Source organism: Mycobacterium sp. 29Ha (genome assembly GCF_032883055.1).
Taxonomy (GTDB): domain Bacteria; phylum Actinomycetota; class Actinomycetes; order Mycobacteriales; family Mycobacteriaceae; genus Mycobacterium; species Mycobacterium gallinarum.
Genome location: NZ_JAMQTI010000008.1, coordinates 80,557 through 97,921 on the forward strand (window position 1 = coordinate 80,557; position 17,365 = coordinate 97,921).

The following is a 17,365-nucleotide window of genomic DNA, read 5'->3' on the forward strand; positions in this document are numbered from 1 at the left end:
ATGTGAGTTCGTCGACGAGGATTGCTCATGGCCAGCCCAGCACTGCCCGTTCCTTTGCGCTCCGCGGACGACATCACCCCGGACGTATTGACAGCGCTTCTCCGTCTACACGATGCCGACGTCACGGTCACCGATGTGGTCGTGCGCCGCACCTGGCAGGGCACCACCTCGCACCTGCACCTCGATGTGGAATATGCCGATCCTGACACCCGACTGCCGCGGCGGCTGTTCGTGAAGACTCAGCTGAACACCGTGCACGACCTACCGGAGGACTTCGACGCGGAGTTGTCCGAAGGCGGCACCGGGGCGGCGCTCTACGACGACGAGACGAGGTTCTACCGGGACCTACGTGCAGACCTCGACGTCGAGACCATGACGACCTATTTCGCCGAACATGTGGACGGTCCCGCGCAGTTCATGATCCTCGGTGAGGACATCACGCTTCGTGGTGCGCAGGTTCCCGATGCGGTGGTGGGACTTTCGGTCGAGCAGGTCGATCAGCTGCTGACAACCTTGAGTCGGGTGCATGCCGCGCACTGGGCCAGCCCGCGTCTGAACGACGGGGGTGACCTGTCCTGGCTTCAAGGTCCGCTCACCGGAGGGTTCGCAGAGTTCCTGCGCACCAACGGCTTCGCGATCATCCGCACGCTTGTCCAGGCGCCATACAAGCAACCGATTTTGAAGGCCACCGGCACCGACATCGACGGAATCGAAGCGTCGTTCTGGTCCTTGCAAGAGCGGGTAGCACGTGGACCGCTGACCCTCCTGCACGGTGATCCTCACCCGCGCAATACCTATGCGCTGCCCGATGGCCGCGTGGGCGTCCTTGACTGGCAACTGATTCGCCGCGGTGCGTGGTCGCACGACGTCGGCTATGCGCTGATCTCGGCGCTGCCGCCAGATCTTCGCCGTGAGCATGAACGCGAACTTCTGGACAATTACCGCGGCCGGCTGCTCGACACCGGACTGACATCGGTGCCCGACCGCGAGCAGATGTGGATTGGCTACCGCGAGAGCCCCGCCTGGGGATTCTGCCTGTGGGCCATCGCCCCCGAGCAGATGTACTCGGAAGAGCTCGTGGGCGCCATCATGGGTCGGTTCGCCGAAGCCTATTCAGATCTCGGCACTCACGCGCTTTTGCGCTCCTAGGCAGAATCCTTGATGACGAATTCGGGGATGCGGTAGCCGCTGTCTCCGAGGTCGGCTATCCGTAGAGTGACCTCCTGGCCGACGCGGACATCCGCAGGGTCGCAATCGATGACCGCGTTGATCCGCAACCCCGGCTGCTCGTCCAGTTCGATCAGCCCGACGACGTAGGGCGGCATTCGGCCCGGCACCAACGCCTGGCGAACCACGATGTAACTGAAGACGGTGCCCTTTCCGCTGACTGCCTCGAAATGCACGGGACCGCCGGTGTATCGGCTGCGCTCCAGCGGCGGGTGAATCCACTTGCCGGTGTCGTCACAGCGGCACAGCAGCAGCTTGCCGTTCTGAAGCCCCTCCCAGTACGGCGCGGTGTCAGGGTCGGGAACCGGAACTGGTGGCAGCAGAGCAGGATTGGTCATGGCTTCTCCCGGCTGTATACATTCGCGCCGCCGAACGGGCCACCGCCGGCGGTGACCAGTGCCAGCTGCGCGTCGTCGACCTGACGGACGCCCGCAGAGTGGCGCAGTTGCAGCGCCGCCTCGTAATGGTGGTTGAGTCCGTGAATGTAGCCCTCGGACAACAGCCCACCGTGCGGATTGACGACGACGTCTCCACCGTAAGTGGCCCGGCCCGTCGCAAAGAACTTTCCCACTTCACCCTTTTCGCAGAAGCCGAAGCCCTCCATCGTCGCCATCACGGTGTAGGTGAAGCAGTCGTACATGCAGGCGACGTCCATATCGGCCGGCGTGAGCCCCGTGCGCTCCCAGATCTTCGGACCCGCAGTGCGCGAATACATTTCGGTTGGATCATCCCATTCGGTCCATCCGGCACCGCCTTGAGAGTTCGACGATCCGACCAGCCACATGGGCGGCTGCTTACAGTTGCGCGCGATGTCCTCCCCGGTGATCAGGATCGCCACGGCGCCGTCAACCTCCGAGGTACAGTCCAGGACCCGGAACGGTTCGTTGATCCAACGGGCCGCCAGATAGTCGTCCAACGTCAGCGGTTCGCGCCGCAGGGCGTGCTCGTTGGGTCCCGCGTGGGCGCGTTGGGTGATGGCGATCTGGCCGAGATCCTCACAGGTGGAGCCGTACTCGTGCTGGTGGCGACGAGCCCACATGGCGAACCACTGCGGCGGAACCATGAAACCCGACGCGGTGTCGAACTGGTCGTGATGCTGCACGTGCATCGGGCCTTCGATGTGGCCGAACCGGTACCCTGATCGGCCGTTGAGCGACCGATACACCAGGACGGCCTTGCACATGCCGGCCTCGATGACGGCGGCCGCGGTGGCGATCTGGTCGGCTACCAGGTTGCCGCCGCCGTACATCGAGTTCGCCCAGGACAGTTCGTCGATACCGAGCGCCCATCCCACGTAGATCGGCTGCTCGGAGTCGTTGGCCATGTAGGTGCAGATGCCGTCGACGTCGGCCGGCGTCAGTCCGGCGTCATCGAGCGCATCCCGGCACGCGGCCACCGCCATGGCGCGGGTGGTACGACCGGAACTTCGCGAGTACGTTGTGCGACCGATTCCTACTACGGCACAGGTCATTTGGTGCCTCTCTGATCTACTTGACAATCGGTTCTCGGGGCAGCCCGAGAATGCGCTCGGCGATGAGATTCCTGACGACCTCTGACGTCCCGCCAGCGATGGTGAGGCAGCGGCTGAACAGATAGTCGTGCAATACTTGTCCTTCGCCTCCGGTGAGCACGGCCGGCCCCGCGATGCGCAGCGCCAGCTCTGCGACGCGTTGGGCATGCTCGGCACCGAACAATTTTGCGACGTTGCCCTCGATACCGGGCCCGGTATCGAACACAGCGCGGGCTGCCTGCCGAACGTTGAGTGCCCCAGCGGCATACGCTTCGGTGAGCAGAGCACCGACATCGCGAGTCAGACCACCGTCGTCCGCCCGGTGACGCGCCAGCAACTCGAGCAACGCATCGGCGGTCATCGTCACCGATCCGCCGCCGATCGATACCCGCTCGTTGCCGAGCGTCGCCATCGCGACGGTCCAGCCGGCGTTCACCGCCCCGATAACGTCGTGGTCCGGCACGAAGGCATCGTCGAAGAACACCTCATTGAACAACGTCTCGCCGGTGATCTCGGTGAGCGGCTGGACCCGAACTCTCGGGTCGGCAAGGTCGATGACCATTGCGGTGATGCCTTTGTGTTTGGGCGCATTCGGATCCGTACGTACCGTGGCCAGGCCACGCTGACAGTTCATCGCGTCGCTGGTCCACACCTTCTGCCCCGTCACCGACCAACCACCGTCGACCTTCTTGGCCTTGGTGGCGACCGCCGCCGCATCCGAGCCCGCACCCGGCTCACTGAATAGCTGACACCAGCGCAACTCGCCCTCGAGACTGGGCCACATCAGGCGCTCGATTTGCTCGTCGCTGCCGTGCTGCAGCAGAGTAGGCACCACCCACTCGCCCAGTCCGAGACTGGGCTTCTCGAGTCCGGCGAGCACTTCCTCGATGATCAACTGTTCGACGGAGTCGGCGCCCCTGCCGTAAGGCTTCGGCCAATGCGGCTGGAGGTATCCGCTACGTGCCCACAGCTTCTGCTGTTCGGAGGCGTCGGTGCGCCGCAGCTCGGCCCGGAATTCCTCTGCGGCCCTGCGATACTGCTCGGCCTCGGGCGGCAGTTCGACCGAGTGGTGACGTCGTTGACCGCCCATCTGAAGTTCAGTCACTTTGTCGCGCAACGCCTCCTGTCCACCCGCGAACGCCAGCAGCACCGTGGCACGCCGGACAAAAAGGTGGGCGTCGTGCTCCCAGGTATAGCCGATGCCGCCATGCACCTGCACGTTCTGCAACGCTACGCGCTGATAGGCCGGCAGCGCGTATGCCGCCGCCATCGTCGCGGCCAGCTCGGCCTCGGAAGGGTTGGCGCGCGCGGCATCCCACGTGACGGCCACCGCCAGTTCCGTGTCGACCAACATGTTCGCGCAATGGTGCTTGACGGCCTGAAACGAGCCGATGGGGCGCCCGAACTGTTCGCGTGTCGACGCATACGCCGTCGCCATCTCGGTGCAGGCGGCAAGGCCGCCGGCCGCCTCCGCAGCGGCCAGTAGCCGGACGATCCGTGCGGCGGACGCTGCGCCGCCGGCAAAGAGATCGGCAACCGGGGCCGACGACAACTCCAGCACAGTAATCGGTTGCATGACCTGGTCCACGGAGTCGATACGTCGTGTCGTGAGGCCGTTCCCCGCCTCGACCAGCACCAGATCCTCGCCGACCGGTATCAGGAAGATGTCCGCGGCCGGTTCCGCCAGCGCGGCGACCGAACCCACATTGACAACCGAATCCGACTGTGTCACATCGCTGGTCGCGCCGATGCCGGCCACAATGTCACCAGACGTCAACCCCGGCAGCCATCGCTGGCGCTGTTCGTCGGTCCCAATTTCGGCGATGACCGCCGAAGCCGCAACCGTCGGCAGAAACGGCCCTCCGATAGCGGCGCGGCCGAGTTGCTCCAGTACGATCGCCAACTCCGGCAATCCGTACCCCTCGCCACCGAACCGACCGTCGACATGCAGGCCGAGCCAACCAGTGGAGACGATCTCCTTCCACAGGCCGTCGTCAAGCCACCACCGGTCCTCCGACTTCGGCTCGAGCAGAATGCGGCGGGCACCCGCCGTGCCGGAGCGTCCTGCGACCATCGCGTTAGCGACGTCGGCAAGCGCGCCGTGGTCCTCGGTTATTGCCAACGCCATTGGCGGCGCTCCGTTCTCGTCACGGTTGTCACCAGGATTTGCCGAACTGCTCGCGGTACGTCACCGAGACGGCAGGACGACGACGTGGCGGCGACAGCTTTCTGGCCGACTTGCCGAGGTAGACCGCGGCCATGGGCAGCAACGTGTCAGGCAGCTGAAGCTTCTCGCGGACCCGGTCGATGCCGAAGGTGGTGAGCCCAGTCGTCAAGCAGGACGCATAACCCAGGTCGGCCGCGGCAAGAAGGAGATTCTGCACCGCGGGATATATCGAGGAGGGCGCGTAGATCTCCGGCACTCGTTCGGTGTCGGCGCAGACCACGACGACCACCGGTGCCGCAGCGAATCCGCCTCGGTTGAAGCCATATTCGAGGTCGGCCACCAGCGCCTTGTCGTCGACGCTCTGGCGGATGAAGTCGCCGCCCCCTGCGTTCCACGTCTCGGTCCACCAGCCGGCCAGTTGGGCTCTGGTGTCCTCGTTTCGGACAACGACGAACGACCACGGCTGGGTGTTCTCGGCGCTCGGCGCGTGCACGGCGGACTCGAGAATGCGCTCCACGTCGGCGTCGAGAACCTTGCCGTCAGGATCGAATCGCCGGCACGCGCGCTGCGCGCGCATGACGGTCAACAGTTCGCCCATTATGACCCTGCCACCACGCGTTCGCCGCGGGGTGTCCAGCCATTGAGCGCCACGGTGGTCAGGTCCAGCCATTCGCCCAGTGTCAGCGTGCCCGCCATGACCCGCTTGAGGAACTCACCCATGACGACTTCGGGCTCCTGTTCCAGCTCGTAGATCACCATGTAACGGTGCGTCGGCGGCGGGAGCTGGGCAGGCAGATCCGGATCGTCGGGGACCGGCAGGTCCACGATGTCGTATCGCTGGGCCGAGACGACACCGGGGACGTCGAGAACCTCGGGCACATGCTGGGTGTCGTACCACTTGTTGAAGGCGTCGTCCTCGCCCTCGATCGGGTTGGTCAACGCAATGAAGAGGTTTTGGGCCATGGTGACACGCCTTTCACGTCGGCTGGTGCTACCGCGACAGTATGACAGTCGACTGTCATAGTCAACGAGCGTCGTCAGTGCTCGCTTGCCATCATCAGATCCATATAGCTAAATAGTTATAGCTATAATACTCCGGGGGTGGCCCTGGACGGAACTGAAGGACTGCGATGCCCCTGTCTCCGAATGCCCACGCCATCTTGACCAGGGCCGGGATCTTCCAAGGGGTCGAACCGGAGGCCGTGTCGTCGCTGATCGCCAACCTACGGCCTGTGCATTTTCCGCGGGGGCACAAGGTTTTCACCCAGGGGGACCCGGGTGATCGGTTGTTCATCGTTATCGACGGCAAAGTGAAGATCGGCCGACGGATGGACGATGGCCGCGAGAGCCTGCTGGCCATCATGGGCCCCTCTGACATGTTCGGTGAGCTGTCGATTTTCGATCCCGGCCCGCGAACATCGACCGCGACCGCAGTGTCAGCGGTGCAAACGATGTCGATGGACCGCACGGCGTTGCGGTCGTGGATCGCGGACTGGCCACAGATCGGTGAGCAGTTGCTGCAGGTGCTCGCCCGTCGACTGCGCCGCACCCAGGACGCATTGTCGGACATGATTTTCACCGATGTACCCGGTCGAGTTGCCAAGCAACTCCTGCTGCTGGCACACCGGTTCGGCGAACCGGAGGGCGCGGCGGTACGCGTGGCGCACGGCCTGACCCAGGAGGAACTCGCGCAGCTGGTCGGTGCCTCACGTGAGACGGTGAACAAGGTGCTCGCCGACTTCGTCCAACGTGGGTGGATCGTCGTCGCGGGCAAGAGTGTGGTGATCCACGACTTCGCGAAACTGACCCGGCGTACTGGGGATGGACCAGCCACTTCGCGCGTCGGAGAGGAGAAAGCTGGGCGGCCCACGGCGCAGCCGCCGGTTCAATTGATGCACAACATCGGACGCTTGTCACCGCGCACACGACCACGCCGTCAGCCGATCGGTCCGTGATGGTGCTGCCGTGGCCATTCCTCTGCGGCTCCGCTGTCCCAGTCGATCAGGCGGATAACTGGATCCACATCCACCCACGCCGCCATTCCCTCGGATTGGTCCGAGAAGTCCCACACTCTTGACGTCGGTCGGTGCTACCGTGCGTCACTATGACAGTCAGCTGTCATAGTAAACGAGCGTGTCGTTGGTGTGACACGGTCAAGCCCGCTCAACGACGAGGATTACGATGGCCAGCCAGGACCTGTGCATCACACTGCGCTCTGCAAATGACGTCACTCCCGAAGTGCTGACGTCGTTGTTGCGCCGCAGTGACCCCGGGGTGGAGGTCACCGGCGTCGCGGTGCGACACACCTGGCAGGGCACCACATCTCACGTACATCTCGACGTGGAGTACGCCGACCCCGCCACTCGACTGCCGCGCAACCTCTTCCTCAAGACCCAGTTGAGCACGGTGCACGACCTGCCCGACGCTGTCGATGTGGAGCTGTCGGAGGGCGGCGGCGGGACCGTCCTCCTCGATGACGAGACCCGTTTCTACCGCGACCTTCGCGCCGATCTGACCGTCGAGACGATGACGACGTACTTCGCCGATCATCTGGACGGCCCGTCGCAGTTCATCATTGTCGGCGAAGACATTTCGTTGCGCGGAGCTCAGGTTCCCGATGCCGTCGCCGGACTTTCGGTAGAGCAGGTCGACGAGCTGTTGTGCACCCTGAGCCAGGTGCACGCCCCCTTTTGGGGCAGCCGGCGACTGACCAGAGGGGGCGACCTGTCCTGGCTGCAGCACCCCCTCACCGGGGGGTTCGCCGAGTTCCTGCGCGCCAGTGGGTTCGCGATCATCCGCGCCTTCCTCGATCATCCGCACAAGAAAGCGCAGCTCGACGCCGCAGGTACGGATGCGGACACCATGGAAGCGGCATTCTGGAAGCTGCAGGAGCAGGTCTCCCGTGACCCGCTCACGCTGTTGCACGGTGATCCACATCCGCGCAACACATACGCGCTTCCCGACGGCCGAATGGGCGTCCTCGACTGGCAACTGGTTCGGCGCGGGTCGTGGTCGCACGATGTCGGCTATTCACTCATTGGCGCTCTGCCACCGGACCTCCGTCGCGCACACGAGCGGGAACTGCTTGACAACTACCGCGGACGGCTGCTGGACGCGGGCGTGACGTCGGCGCCCGATCGCGAGCAGATGTGGACCGCCTACCGCGAGAGCCCGGCGTGGGGTTTCTGTATGTGGGCCATCACGCCGGATCAGATGTACTCGGTGGATATCGTCACCGCGGTGCTCGGCCGTTTCGCCGAGGCCTACTCGGATCTGGGCACGGGCAAGCTCCTCGCCTCTTAGCGCGCCGGCGGCAGCACGTCCCGCATCTGCCTCCAGATCAGCCTCGCGGCCAGCAGCGGCGCCACCCGGCTCAGCTTGTCAAGCACAAACGCGTCGAACCCCGCGAAGACCCGGTAGGAATTCTTCTCGATGCCGCGGACGATCTTGGCAGCGGCCACCGGCGGCGGCAACATCCGCATGGTGTTCGCCGTGGCTTCGTTTTCCTGCGGGGTCATCGCGCCCGAATTGACCGCGATGTCCGTTCTGACGGCTCCGGGGAACACAACGCTCACGCGTATATCGGTGCCGCGTAGTTCGGAATTCAGGCCCTCCGCAAGCATTTTGACCGCCCCCTTGGACGCGCCGTAGATCACCTGACCAGGCACCGGGGCATACGACGCCATGCTCGACACGATGGTGATGTGCGCCGTCGGACGCTTCAGTAGATGCGGCAGGAACGCTTTTGTCACGTTCAGCACGCCGTAGAGGTTGATGTTCAGCACCCGTTCGATCTCGTCGAACTCCAGCTCGTTGAGCCTTGCGAAACGATGGATGATGCCGGCCACGTTGACCAGTCCGTCGACGGCGCCGTGGGCCGCCACGACAGCGTCGGGGAGTGCCCGGGTGGCCGATCGATCGACGACATCGAGCACATGCGTGGAGATCTTGTCGGATCGCGGACCGCCAAGAGCCACAGTCTCTTTCAAGCCCGCTTCGTCGACGTCGACCGCGGCCACCCGCGCCCCCTTGTCGACGAGCGATAGCGCTACGTGTCGGCCCATCCCATTTGCCCCGCCGGTGACGACGAAGACCTTGTCGCGGATTTTCAAGGTGCTCCTTGGTTGCGGTGCGGTCATTGGGCGAATTCGGATCGCGCGATGACCGATTCTACCGGCGCCACCGTTGACTCTGACAGTCGACTGTCATACCTTCTGAAGTCACATAGCCGCTACGGTCGCCGACCACACGCGCCCCTGGAACATCTACGACTCCGAATAGGGAGAGGCTGGCAATGAGATTCGCTGTTTATCTGCCCAACTGCATGCACGTCGCGGCGATCACCCAACCGTGGGAACACGACCTGGGCGGACGGGACATCGCCAACGTCGCGAACCGCGCCGAGGAGCTGGGCTACTCGATGGTCTTCCTGCCCGAGCACTTCTTCACCCCGACGTCCCACGTGGAGTTGTCCGGCAATCACTACTTCGACGCGACCACCGCCCAAGCCTTCATCGCGGGAGCGACGTCGACGATCACCATCGGGTCGATGGTGACGATTCTTCCGCTGCACAACCCGATCGTCGCCGCCAAACAGATCGCCACGTTGGACTGGCTCAGCGGTGGTCGCGCGCAGGTCACCGTGGGCGTCGGCTGGCTCAAAGACGAGTTCGACGCCATCGGTGTGCCCTTCAACAAGCGCGGCCGTGTGGTCGATGAGTCGCTGGCCGCGATGTTCGAGCTGTGGCACAGCGACACACCGAGTTTCGACGGCGAATTCGTGAAGTTCGATGACATCGCGTTCGGCCCCAAGCCGATTCGCCAACCGCATCCCGTCATCTGGATGGGGGGCGACGCCGACGCCGTGCTGCGACGCGCCGCGCGCTTCGGCGATGGCTGGGCACCGTGGCTGACCAAACCCGACGAGCTGCCGGCGAAGCTGGATTACCTGCGGTCGCAACCCGGGTTCGAGGACCGGCCCTTCTCAGTCTTCTACAGCCTCGCCATGCTGTCCATTGGCCAGGAGCACGCAATCGTCGACGATCCCAATGCTCAGTTCGGCCAGAGCGCTCAGCAGGTGATCGACAATTGCAACATGTTGGCCGAGTACGGCGTCACCGACACGTGGGTCAATCCGCCGCCGCTGGACGACTTCAACGCCTACCTCGACCACATGGCCTGGGTCGCGGAAGAGGTCATTCCCAAGGTGGACTAGCGCTTGCGCGAGAAGGTCGTGAATCGACTGTGCCGTTTCGTACGCCAAGAGCGGCGTGTTGCGTACGGAACGGCACAGTCGGCAGACAGTTCTACTGAGGCTTGAATGTCAGCGGGACCGATTTGAGTCCCATCGTGCCGGTAGGCCAGGGCATCTGCGGTTCCTTGCCGTCGGCCAAACTGTACTCCGGGATGCGAGTGTGCCACTCCTCGAGAATGAGTCGCAGCTCCAAGCGCGCCAGATGAGAGCCCAGGCACCTATGCGGTCCACGCCCGAATGCGAAATGTACTGCCTTGCTGTCCAGATGGACGTTGTCTGCGTCGGAGTAACGACGCGGATCGCGGTCGGCGCTGCCGTAGCTGAGCATGACCGTCGTGTCCTTGGGCACCACCCTGCCCGCGACTTCGATCTCCTCGGTAGTAACGCGAGGAGCGAACGGAACGGGTCCGTCGACACGCAATATTTCCTCGATGTACGCCGGAATGAGCGTGAAGTCGTTGCTGATTCGATGACGCAGGTCGACATCACCCGCCAGTTTCGCCAGCGAGAATCCCACGGCTGAGGTCACGGTGTCGAGGCCGGCGAGCACGAACATGAAACACAGCCCGAGGATCTCGTTGTCAGACATCCCACCGTCATCGGTGTTCTGCATCAGCTGCGTGAGCATGTCGCTGCCCGTGGTGTCGGCGCGCCGCTCTGCGATGTGTTCGGTCAGGTAGGTGAAGAGTTCCATCGCGTGGGCGAGCACCTCTGGCGTCGCCTCCGCGCTGCTCGGGTCGGTGAACTCGAGGATCGAGTCCTTCCACTGCACAAGCCTGTCCCGATCGGCCATCGGCAGCCCGAACAGCGTCAAGAAGACCTGCGAGGGAAATGGCGTAGCCAGATCCGGAACCACGTCGCACTCGCCTCTGGACACGATCGCGTCGATCAGTTCGCCCGCCTGCCTGCGCAACTCGGGCTCGCGCTCCGCCATCTTCTTGGGGCTGAAGAACGGATCCAGCAGGCGGCGGAACCTGGTGTGGTCCGGCGGATCGATGGCGATCGGAACGAGCGGAACCGGACTGCCGAGGCGGTCGAAGGCCCGTGCCGAGGAGAAGACCTCGGGCTTCTTCGCCGCGAACTCAACCGCCTCGGCGCTGGTCAGGACGATCTCCTCGCCTGAGGCCACCGCCTCACCCTCGGCGCGCAGCTCCCGCCATGCGCGGGAGCGGTCCGTCGCAAAGGGTAGATCGTTGATGTTCACAGTGCCAGCGATATCGAGCTCTGTCATGAATTGAATCCCTCCTATGACAGTAGACTGTCATATGTGCGAAAGTATTGTCGTGTATTTCGTGGGTGTCAACGATGTGGCGCGACTCACCACGGCTGTACTGTCGGGACACCCGATCCGGTCGAGGAGGTGACGTGATGGCACGGGGCGACCGCTCACCGCGGGGCGAGCATGCCGACAAGATGCGCATCGCACTGTTGGAGGCCGCGCTGAATCTGTTCAGCGCCAACGGCTATGACGAGACGACCACCGACCAGATCGCTGAGAGCGCGGGCGTGTCGCCGCGGACCTTCTTCCGCTACTTTCCGACCAAGGAGTCGGTGCTGTTCTTTGGCGAATACGACTTCATCGACGCCGTCAGCGGGGTCTACCTGGCCCAGCCCGACGAACTATCCGACTACGAAGCCATGGTCAACTCGTTCGCACTGCTCGCGCCCGGCCTGAAACGCATCCGCCGCAGGATCGCGCAGTATCACGAGGCCGTCGCCTCGTCGCTGGTGCTGATTGGCCGCGAGCGCAAGAACCACGAGGCCAACGCGGAGACGGTCGCCAAGGTTATTGCCGCACGCCGTCGGCTTCCCTCTCCCGACAGCGAATGCCAGCTGCTGGCGTCGGTGGGAATGCTTCTCGTCGAGCGAGCCCTCAATCAGTGGTTGTCGACCCCAAATCGCGGGCTGGACGACCTTATTCGGCAGGAGTTCGCGGCGCTGCCGTCGGTGTTGAAGTAGCGCGCGACGGGCCGTCAGTTGTTGGATCAGCGCTGATGGTTCAGCCACGAGAACCGCGAAACTGAAGTTGCGCATAGGGTTTCTCGCACTTTGCCCGCGCTCAGTCGCGGCGCGAGAAAGGTACTGCCGCAGAGATGGCGACTCACGACACTAGTGATCGTCGAACAGCGTTCCGTCGGGGCACGGCCGAGGCGTGTCCGGCCCGCAGTACTGCGTGCGCAGGTAGCTCGGATAGGTGTCGGTGGGCCCGGCGTAGAAGCCCGCGATGTTCACCGGCAGGTCGTACACCCCGATGGCTACGACGTGATAGAAGCCCGTCACCGCCAGCACCCGCAGCAGCGCCTTGGTCTTCGTTCCCGCCCAGTGCAGCGTTTCTATGCCGCCCTCGACGCGGATCTGGCCGTTCCGGTTGCGAAAGAACATCAGGGCGCCACTCGATGTCAGCACGAGCGACCACAGGATGGGGCCGTAGAGCGGTATTTGCACCGTCTGCCCCGCCCACAACGTGACGCTGGGAATCGACGCTGGATAGGCGACCAGACCGTGGTGCACGGCGAATATCTCGAGCGGGAACTCGATGGCGTACACCGAAAGCCAACCGGCGCAGAAAGTGCGGACGGGCCCGAGCGTCGGCCAGCGGTGCCGCGCACGCCCCATCCCCCACTTCGCGACCTTGCCCATGGCCAGCGGCATCCAGATGTAGATCATCCCGATCATCAGCACCGGCTCGACCATGAACCGGCTTCCCGGGCTGAGCGATCCGGGAACGTTCTCCATCCAGTTGGCGAAGTTGACCAGGCCGGCGTTGTAGAACAGAACCGGCTGGAACCAGTTGATCAGGGGGTCGTGCCACCATGCGATCGCGGATCCGATCACCACGGCGGCCTCCACGCAAAGCGTACGTTCGCGCAGGCTCTTCCGTATGACGTAAACAATCGCGATCAGCGCCAGGATGGGGCAGGCGATCTGGAATACGATCATCGCGACCTGAGTGCCGCCGGGGATCGGGTCGGGGCCGGGACCCACCGGCGTGGCGTTCCCCGACAAGATCCAGGAAAGATAGACAAACGCGGCGAAGGCGATGCAGACCGCCCCGACAGTCGACCAAAACAGCACCGGCCGAAGCGTTTTGATCTCTGTCGGCGCGGGCGACCCCGGTCCGGCTCCGGCGACCCGATCGGGATTTCTGAGGTCGGTCATTTGTGACGTCTCCTTCGGCGTTCGGGTGCCCACAAAGATGGCAGTTCACTGTCATAGTTGTCAACGGTCCGCGGATGTCTGACGTGACTGTCTACTAATTTCAGAACGGTGTCGAGCCTGTTAAATAGCAGCTGAAAGGTTATTTATGGCGACGAGATACCAGGAGCGCACGTGAGGGGGTGTTGTCTATATCTGACGCTAATGGCAAACTTCTAGCTGTATCCGCGGTCACAGTGAGAACGCCCGCGCGCCGAGTAGAAATCGAGGACGGGATTGACCACCGACGCACTGCCCAAGGTTTCCACTGACGACCTCCCGATGCCGGAGGCCCGCGACGACGCCTGGCGACAGATGAACGAGCACCCCGTCGTCGAAGTCGAGGGTGGCTACGCGGCTACGCATCGAGACGTGGTGGAACTGATCCTCAAAGATCCGGCGGCGTTCTCATCGAAGCGCGCGTTCGACATCCTTGCCAGCCCAGTCCCGTTGGTGCCCATCGCGTTCGATCCTCCCGAGCAGACTCGTTACCGTCGAATACTGCAGCCGTTCTTCAGCCCGCGGGTGATCAAGCCGCTCGAGCCCGGCCTGCGTACGCAGGTCGTCGAGTTGATCGACCCGATCGTGCAGCGCGGAGAATGCGAATTCATCGCCGAAGTCGCTGCCAAGTTCCCAATCCAGGTCTTCCTCACACTATTCGGACTGCCACTCGAGATGCGTGACCAATTCATCGAGTGGAAGGACGCCGTGCTGAACCTCAGTGCGGCCGAGGGCCAGACGTCGGACGATGAAGCGGCTCAAGAGGGTATGCAGAAGGCGCTCGAACTTTTCATGTACCTCAGCGAGACGATTCAGAAGCGGCGCGGCACCCCAGGAGACGACGTGCTCAGTCAGGTGCTGAGCATCGAACCACCAGATGCTCTTTCCGATGAAGAGGCGATCGGGTTGTGCTTCCTGTTCGTGCTCGCCGGTCTCGACACGGTGATGGATTCGCTGGGATTCGGAATGCAGCGCCTGGTCGAGAATCCAGACAGGCGCCGGGAAATCGTAGAAGACCCATCGTTGGTGCCGGCCGCGATGGAAGAGCTACTGCGGCTGGACCCCCCGGCGCCCTTTATTCCCAGGGTGAGCACCAAGGAGGTGACGGTCGCCGGTCACACCCTGCCAGAGGGCAGCCGGATCACCAGCTACCTGGCCGTCGCCAATCGGGACGAGCAACAGTTTCCCCACCCCTTTGAGATCGACTTCCACCGCACGGAGAACCGGCACGTCTCCTTCGGCATGGGTGTACATCGTTGCCTGGGCTCACACCTCGCGCGGCTGGAAATGCAGGTGCTCTACGAGGAATGGCACAAGCGGATCCCGAATTACCACATCACGCCGGGAACGACACCGCGGGTGCATTGGCCGCGGGGCACCGTCGGACTGGACTCCCTCCACCTGACGATCGAGGGAGGCGGTGCCGGTTGAGAGCCACGGTCGACGGCGACAAGTGCATGGGCCACGGCATGTGTTATGCATTGGCGCCCAACGTATTCACCGATGACGACGAGGGCTACGGCCACGTGATCGGGAACGGCGAGGTGCCGCAAGAGTACGTCGAGCAGGCGCGCAACGGCGCCGCCAACTGCCCTGAGGGCGCGATATCCGTCGTGGACTAGCAACATTTTCTGCATCAGGGCCATGCATCCGCCTGACCGCAACCGACGCAGAACTCGACGTCGGATGGTGCGTCTTGCATAGACGACCGTCGCACTGCAACACCCGACATGGATTGGCCCATCTTCCGCCACACACCTAACATTAGTGTCACTTACGGAGAGGCGGTGGTCGCGTTGACATCTGGACGCTTGGTGGTGTGCGCGAGCCATAGTCCGGGCAAGGAACGCGACGTCGAGAATGCGTTCGGGCCCGAATTCCGGTCAGCTCTGGCAACGGCCGCGGTTACGGTGCGCAATTTCGACCCCGAGATCGTCATCGTGTTCGGTGGCGATCACCGCCGCGCATTCACCACTGTGGTACCCACGTTCGCGGTCGCACTGTCGGCTTCGATCATGGCCGAAGGCGGCCATCCCGCCGGCGAGTTGGCCGTCCCGTCGGCGTTGGCACGCGAGCTCTCCGAGCACCTGCTCGTCGAAGGTTTCGACATCGCGGTATGCCGCGACATCGAACTGGATCATGCATTCGCACAGCCGATTCGGGATCTCCTTGGCACTTTGGATGCCAAAGCTGTCATTCCGATAGCGGTGAACTGTGCGACGGCACCGCTGCCGACCGGTGAGCGAGTCGCCGACTTCGGCGCCGCCGTCGCGCGATTCCTCGATACGCAGGATCGGCGTGTGCTTCTGATCGGCACCGGCGGGCTTTCGCATTCGCCACCAAGTCTGGAAGTAGACAGCTATCAACTCAGCGACGACGAGCGGGCCCGAATAATCGCCGAGGGCATGGCGGACGCGCGCAACAAGATCAAGCCGGACTGGGATGCCGAGGTGCTGCAGGCGATGTCGACCTGGGACACCACGACGCTGATTCGACTCGTGGACTCCGCGCACACGCGGGCAGGTGCTGGTGCCAACGAGGTGAGGACCTGGGTCGCAGCCGGAGCGGCTGGAGGCGGCAGGCCTGTCACGGCATTGGCCTACGAGCCGGTTCCGGAGTGGATCACGGGGATGGCCGTCGCCACGTCCGCTCTCGCGATTTAGCTTGCCCGCCCGAAGAACCCGCGTTTGATACAGCTGATCAGGAGATCGACCACGCCGTCGTCGTCCATCGGGTCGGGCAGATCCACGGCGGCCTGCGGCACCCTCGTGACAAGCGCGCGCAGGATCAGCGCCGAGACCAGTGGGTCGAACGGATATGGACCCGGTCGCCGAATCAGCATTCTGGCCGCACCTAGGTCCATCAGTACCTGACCGTGCTCACCGATGCCGGTGATCGTGGGGTCGTCGGTGGTGCCCTCCACCCACGCCTCGATGCAGCCGGAATACCTGTCGTAGAACTCGACGTAGGTCGCCAGCCAGTGCCGCAGAGTCGACTCTTCAGCGATGGGGTCGACGTGCGAAATTCGTTCTGCGAAAGACATTCCGGCGCCGTAGATCTCAGCCGCTACGGCAGCGAGTAGGTCTTGCTTGTCGCTGAAGTACTTATAGAACGTGCCTCGTGCGACGGCGGCTGCCTCGACGATGTCGTCCACGCTGGTACTGCGGTATCCGCGGGCGCGGAACTGAGCTGCGCCGGCGTCGGCCAGCGCTGTGACCGTGGCGACGGCCCGCTTGCTCAGACCGGCGGTGCGTTCGCTGATGGATAGTCCCTCGATGCTGGGTTCATGCGGCACCTCGACGGCGTCCACATCGGCCGCCGGATTGGCGCTGCCGTGTAACCGCAGCGAGCTCAACACCGAAGGCGGCGTATCGGGGAACAACGTCAGCTGGAGAAAGACCGACAGCGTGTCGACCGCGTCTTTCGCCGTCCGGTCATAGGCGCGGTTGGTGTGCACGAAGAGGTTGATGCGGTGCACCAGGGCGGTCATCGTCATGGCCGCGACTTCCGGGTCGAGGCCCTTGACGCCCGAGGCGACGAGCCGCTCGGCGACACGGTGGTTGTAGCTGCGCACGAACCTGGTGATCTCTGGACGCACCTTGGTGTCCGACGAGGCAATCGCGGTCCACTGCACGAACATCGTGGAGTACTTCTCGAAGACCCAACTCCACTCACCGAGCCACCAGTTCAGGTTGTCGAAGCCCACGTCGTCCGGCCCGAGCGGTCCGATGCGTCGTGCCACCCGGAACAGCGCGCTCCCGCATTCGTTGAGGAGCTCGAGGAAGATCTCGTCCTTGCCCTTGAAGTACTGGTACAGCGTGGCCCGGGACACCCCGGCACCCTTGGCGATCGCGTCGACAGAGGTGTCGAAGTATCCGAGTCGGCCGAACAGCTCCAGCGACACCTCGGTGATCTTGCTCCGCGTGCTGGCGCCGCGGGCGCCGATGGCGGGGCTGGACGGACCGTAACTGGCCCGGCGAACGATCGAGGCTTCGGACATGATCGGTTAAGC

At 63.8% G+C, this 17,365-nt stretch carries 16 protein-coding genes and 1 pseudogene; 8 read left to right on the forward strand and 9 right to left on the reverse strand.

Annotation, left to right across the window (positions count from 1 at the left end):
* The first annotated feature begins 27 nt into the window (after window positions 1-27).
* Entirely contained in the window at window positions 28-1,149 is a 1,122-nt protein-coding gene (locus M1248_RS12430) for a phosphotransferase (protein WP_317148504.1), read from the forward strand.
* On the opposite strand, the gene M1248_RS12435 is transcribed toward M1248_RS12430, so the two are convergent.
* From M1248_RS12435 to M1248_RS12455, 5 genes are read right to left on the reverse strand one after another with little or no spacing between them, the layout of a single operon-like run.
* Window positions 1,146-1,565: a Zn-ribbon domain-containing OB-fold protein gene (locus tag M1248_RS12435; protein ID WP_317148505.1), complete on the reverse strand. Its 420-nt coding sequence runs from the start codon at window positions 1,563-1,565 to the stop codon at window positions 1,146-1,148. The two genes, M1248_RS12430 and M1248_RS12435, sit on opposite strands and share 4 nt — an antisense overlap.
* Entirely contained in the window at window positions 1,562-2,698 is a 1,137-nt protein-coding gene (locus M1248_RS12440) for a thiolase C-terminal domain-containing protein (RefSeq protein WP_317148506.1), read from the reverse strand. The genes M1248_RS12435 and M1248_RS12440 overlap by 4 nt, the downstream gene beginning before the upstream one ends.
* Window positions 2,699-2,714: 16 nt before the next feature.
* Complete coding sequence (locus M1248_RS12445) at window positions 2,715-4,865, reverse strand: acyl-CoA dehydrogenase (protein WP_317148507.1); 2,151 nt, start codon at window positions 4,863-4,865, stop codon at window positions 2,715-2,717.
* A gap of 28 nt (window positions 4,866-4,893) precedes the next feature.
* Window positions 4,894-5,502, reverse strand: coding sequence for a nitroreductase family protein (locus M1248_RS12450; RefSeq protein WP_317148508.1), 609 nt, complete (start codon window positions 5,500-5,502; stop codon window positions 4,894-4,896).
* Complete coding sequence (locus tag M1248_RS12455; protein WP_317148509.1) at window positions 5,502-5,867, reverse strand: DUF4286 family protein; 366 nt, start codon at window positions 5,865-5,867, stop codon at window positions 5,502-5,504. The genes M1248_RS12450 and M1248_RS12455 overlap by 1 nt, the downstream gene beginning before the upstream one ends.
* 167 nt (window positions 5,868-6,034) lie before the next feature.
* Here M1248_RS12455 and M1248_RS12460 point away from each other — a divergent pair.
* Together M1248_RS12460 and M1248_RS12465 are read left to right on the forward strand one after the other, a co-directional pair.
* A pseudogene (locus M1248_RS12460) lies at window positions 6,035-6,718 on the forward strand (Crp/Fnr family transcriptional regulator); the annotation flags it as partial.
* A 367-nt stretch (window positions 6,719-7,085) separates the two neighbouring features.
* Window positions 7,086-8,207, forward strand: coding sequence for a phosphotransferase (locus M1248_RS12465; RefSeq protein WP_317148510.1), 1,122 nt, complete (start codon window positions 7,086-7,088; stop codon window positions 8,205-8,207).
* Here M1248_RS12465 and M1248_RS12470 read toward each other — a convergent pair.
* On the reverse strand, window positions 8,204-9,016 hold the full coding sequence (locus M1248_RS12470; protein ID WP_317148511.1) for an SDR family oxidoreductase: 813 nt from the start codon (window positions 9,014-9,016) through the stop codon (window positions 8,204-8,206). The genes M1248_RS12465 and M1248_RS12470 overlap by 4 nt on opposite strands.
* A gap of 182 nt (window positions 9,017-9,198) precedes the next feature.
* Between M1248_RS12470 and M1248_RS12475 the strand changes: the two genes are divergently transcribed.
* Window positions 9,199-10,119 carry a TIGR03619 family F420-dependent LLM class oxidoreductase gene (locus M1248_RS12475; protein ID WP_317148512.1) on the forward strand — a complete coding sequence of 307 codons (921 nt, stop codon included), beginning with the start codon at window positions 9,199-9,201 and terminating at the stop codon, window positions 10,117-10,119.
* 91 nt (window positions 10,120-10,210) lie between these two features.
* On the opposite strand, the gene M1248_RS12480 is transcribed toward M1248_RS12475, so the two are convergent.
* Complete coding sequence (locus M1248_RS12480) at window positions 10,211-11,389, reverse strand: cytochrome P450 (RefSeq protein ID WP_317148513.1); 1,179 nt, start codon at window positions 11,387-11,389, stop codon at window positions 10,211-10,213.
* 137 nt (window positions 11,390-11,526) lie between these two features.
* Here M1248_RS12480 and M1248_RS12485 point away from each other — a divergent pair, with 137 nt between their 5' ends.
* On the forward strand, window positions 11,527-12,117 hold the full coding sequence (locus M1248_RS12485) for a TetR family transcriptional regulator (RefSeq protein WP_317148514.1): 591 nt from the start codon (window positions 11,527-11,529) through the stop codon (window positions 12,115-12,117).
* 150 nt (window positions 12,118-12,267) lie between these two features.
* On the opposite strand, the gene M1248_RS12490 is transcribed toward M1248_RS12485, so the two are convergent.
* Window positions 12,268-13,317: a spirocyclase AveC family protein gene (locus M1248_RS12490; RefSeq protein ID WP_317148515.1), complete on the reverse strand. Its 1,050-nt coding sequence runs from the start codon at window positions 13,315-13,317 to the stop codon at window positions 12,268-12,270.
* A gap of 273 nt (window positions 13,318-13,590) precedes the next feature.
* Between M1248_RS12490 and M1248_RS12495 the strand changes: the two genes are divergently transcribed.
* From M1248_RS12495 to M1248_RS12505, 3 genes are all read left to right on the forward strand, one after another.
* On the forward strand, window positions 13,591-14,784 hold the full coding sequence (locus tag M1248_RS12495; RefSeq protein WP_317148516.1) for a cytochrome P450: 1,194 nt from the start codon (window positions 13,591-13,593) through the stop codon (window positions 14,782-14,784).
* The gene (locus M1248_RS12500) at window positions 14,781-14,975 is read left to right on the forward strand and encodes a ferredoxin (RefSeq protein WP_317148517.1); all 195 of its coding nucleotides are present in this window, start codon (window positions 14,781-14,783) and stop codon (window positions 14,973-14,975) included. The genes M1248_RS12495 and M1248_RS12500 overlap by 4 nt, the downstream gene beginning before the upstream one ends.
* Before the next feature lie 174 nt (window positions 14,976-15,149).
* Window positions 15,150-16,016: a 3-carboxyethylcatechol 2,3-dioxygenase gene (locus tag M1248_RS12505; RefSeq protein ID WP_317148518.1), complete on the forward strand. Its 867-nt coding sequence runs from the start codon at window positions 15,150-15,152 to the stop codon at window positions 16,014-16,016.
* On the opposite strand, the gene M1248_RS12510 is transcribed toward M1248_RS12505, so the two are convergent.
* Entirely contained in the window at window positions 16,013-17,353 is a 1,341-nt protein-coding gene (locus M1248_RS12510; protein ID WP_317148519.1) for a TetR/AcrR family transcriptional regulator, read from the reverse strand. The two genes, M1248_RS12505 and M1248_RS12510, sit on opposite strands and share 4 nt — an antisense overlap.
* Between the last annotated feature and the right edge of the window lie 12 nt (window positions 17,354-17,365).

Coding starts and splice junctions, on each gene's coding strand:
- M1248_RS12450 (WP_317148508.1), bottom strand. CDS start 5,502: ATGGGCGAACTGTTGACCGTCATGCGCGCGCAGCGCGCGTGCCGGCGA.
- M1248_RS12485 (WP_317148514.1), top strand. CDS start 11,527: ATGGCACGGGGCGACCGCTCACCGCGGGGCGAGCATGCCGACAAGATG.
- M1248_RS12465 (WP_317148510.1), top strand. CDS start 7,086: ATGGCCAGCCAGGACCTGTGCATCACACTGCGCTCTGCAAATGACGTC.
- M1248_RS12440 (WP_317148506.1), bottom strand. CDS start 2,698: ATGACCTGTGCCGTAGTAGGAATCGGTCGCACAACGTACTCGCGAAGT.
- M1248_RS12480 (WP_317148513.1), bottom strand. CDS start 11,389: ATGACAGAGCTCGATATCGCTGGCACTGTGAACATCAACGATCTACCC.
- M1248_RS12430 (WP_317148504.1), top strand. CDS start 28: ATGGCCAGCCCAGCACTGCCCGTTCCTTTGCGCTCCGCGGACGACATC.
- M1248_RS12445 (WP_317148507.1), bottom strand. CDS start 4,865: ATGGCGTTGGCAATAACCGAGGACCACGGCGCGCTTGCCGACGTCGCT.
- M1248_RS12435 (WP_317148505.1), bottom strand. CDS start 1,565: ATGACCAATCCTGCTCTGCTGCCACCAGTTCCGGTTCCCGACCCTGAC.
- M1248_RS12510 (WP_317148519.1), bottom strand. CDS start 17,353: ATGTCCGAAGCCTCGATCGTTCGCCGGGCCAGTTACGGTCCGTCCAGC.
- M1248_RS12490 (WP_317148515.1), bottom strand. CDS start 13,317: ATGACCGACCTCAGAAATCCCGATCGGGTCGCCGGAGCCGGACCGGGG.
- M1248_RS12475 (WP_317148512.1), top strand. CDS start 9,199: ATGAGATTCGCTGTTTATCTGCCCAACTGCATGCACGTCGCGGCGATC.
- M1248_RS12455 (WP_317148509.1), bottom strand. CDS start 5,867: ATGGCCCAAAACCTCTTCATTGCGTTGACCAACCCGATCGAGGGCGAG.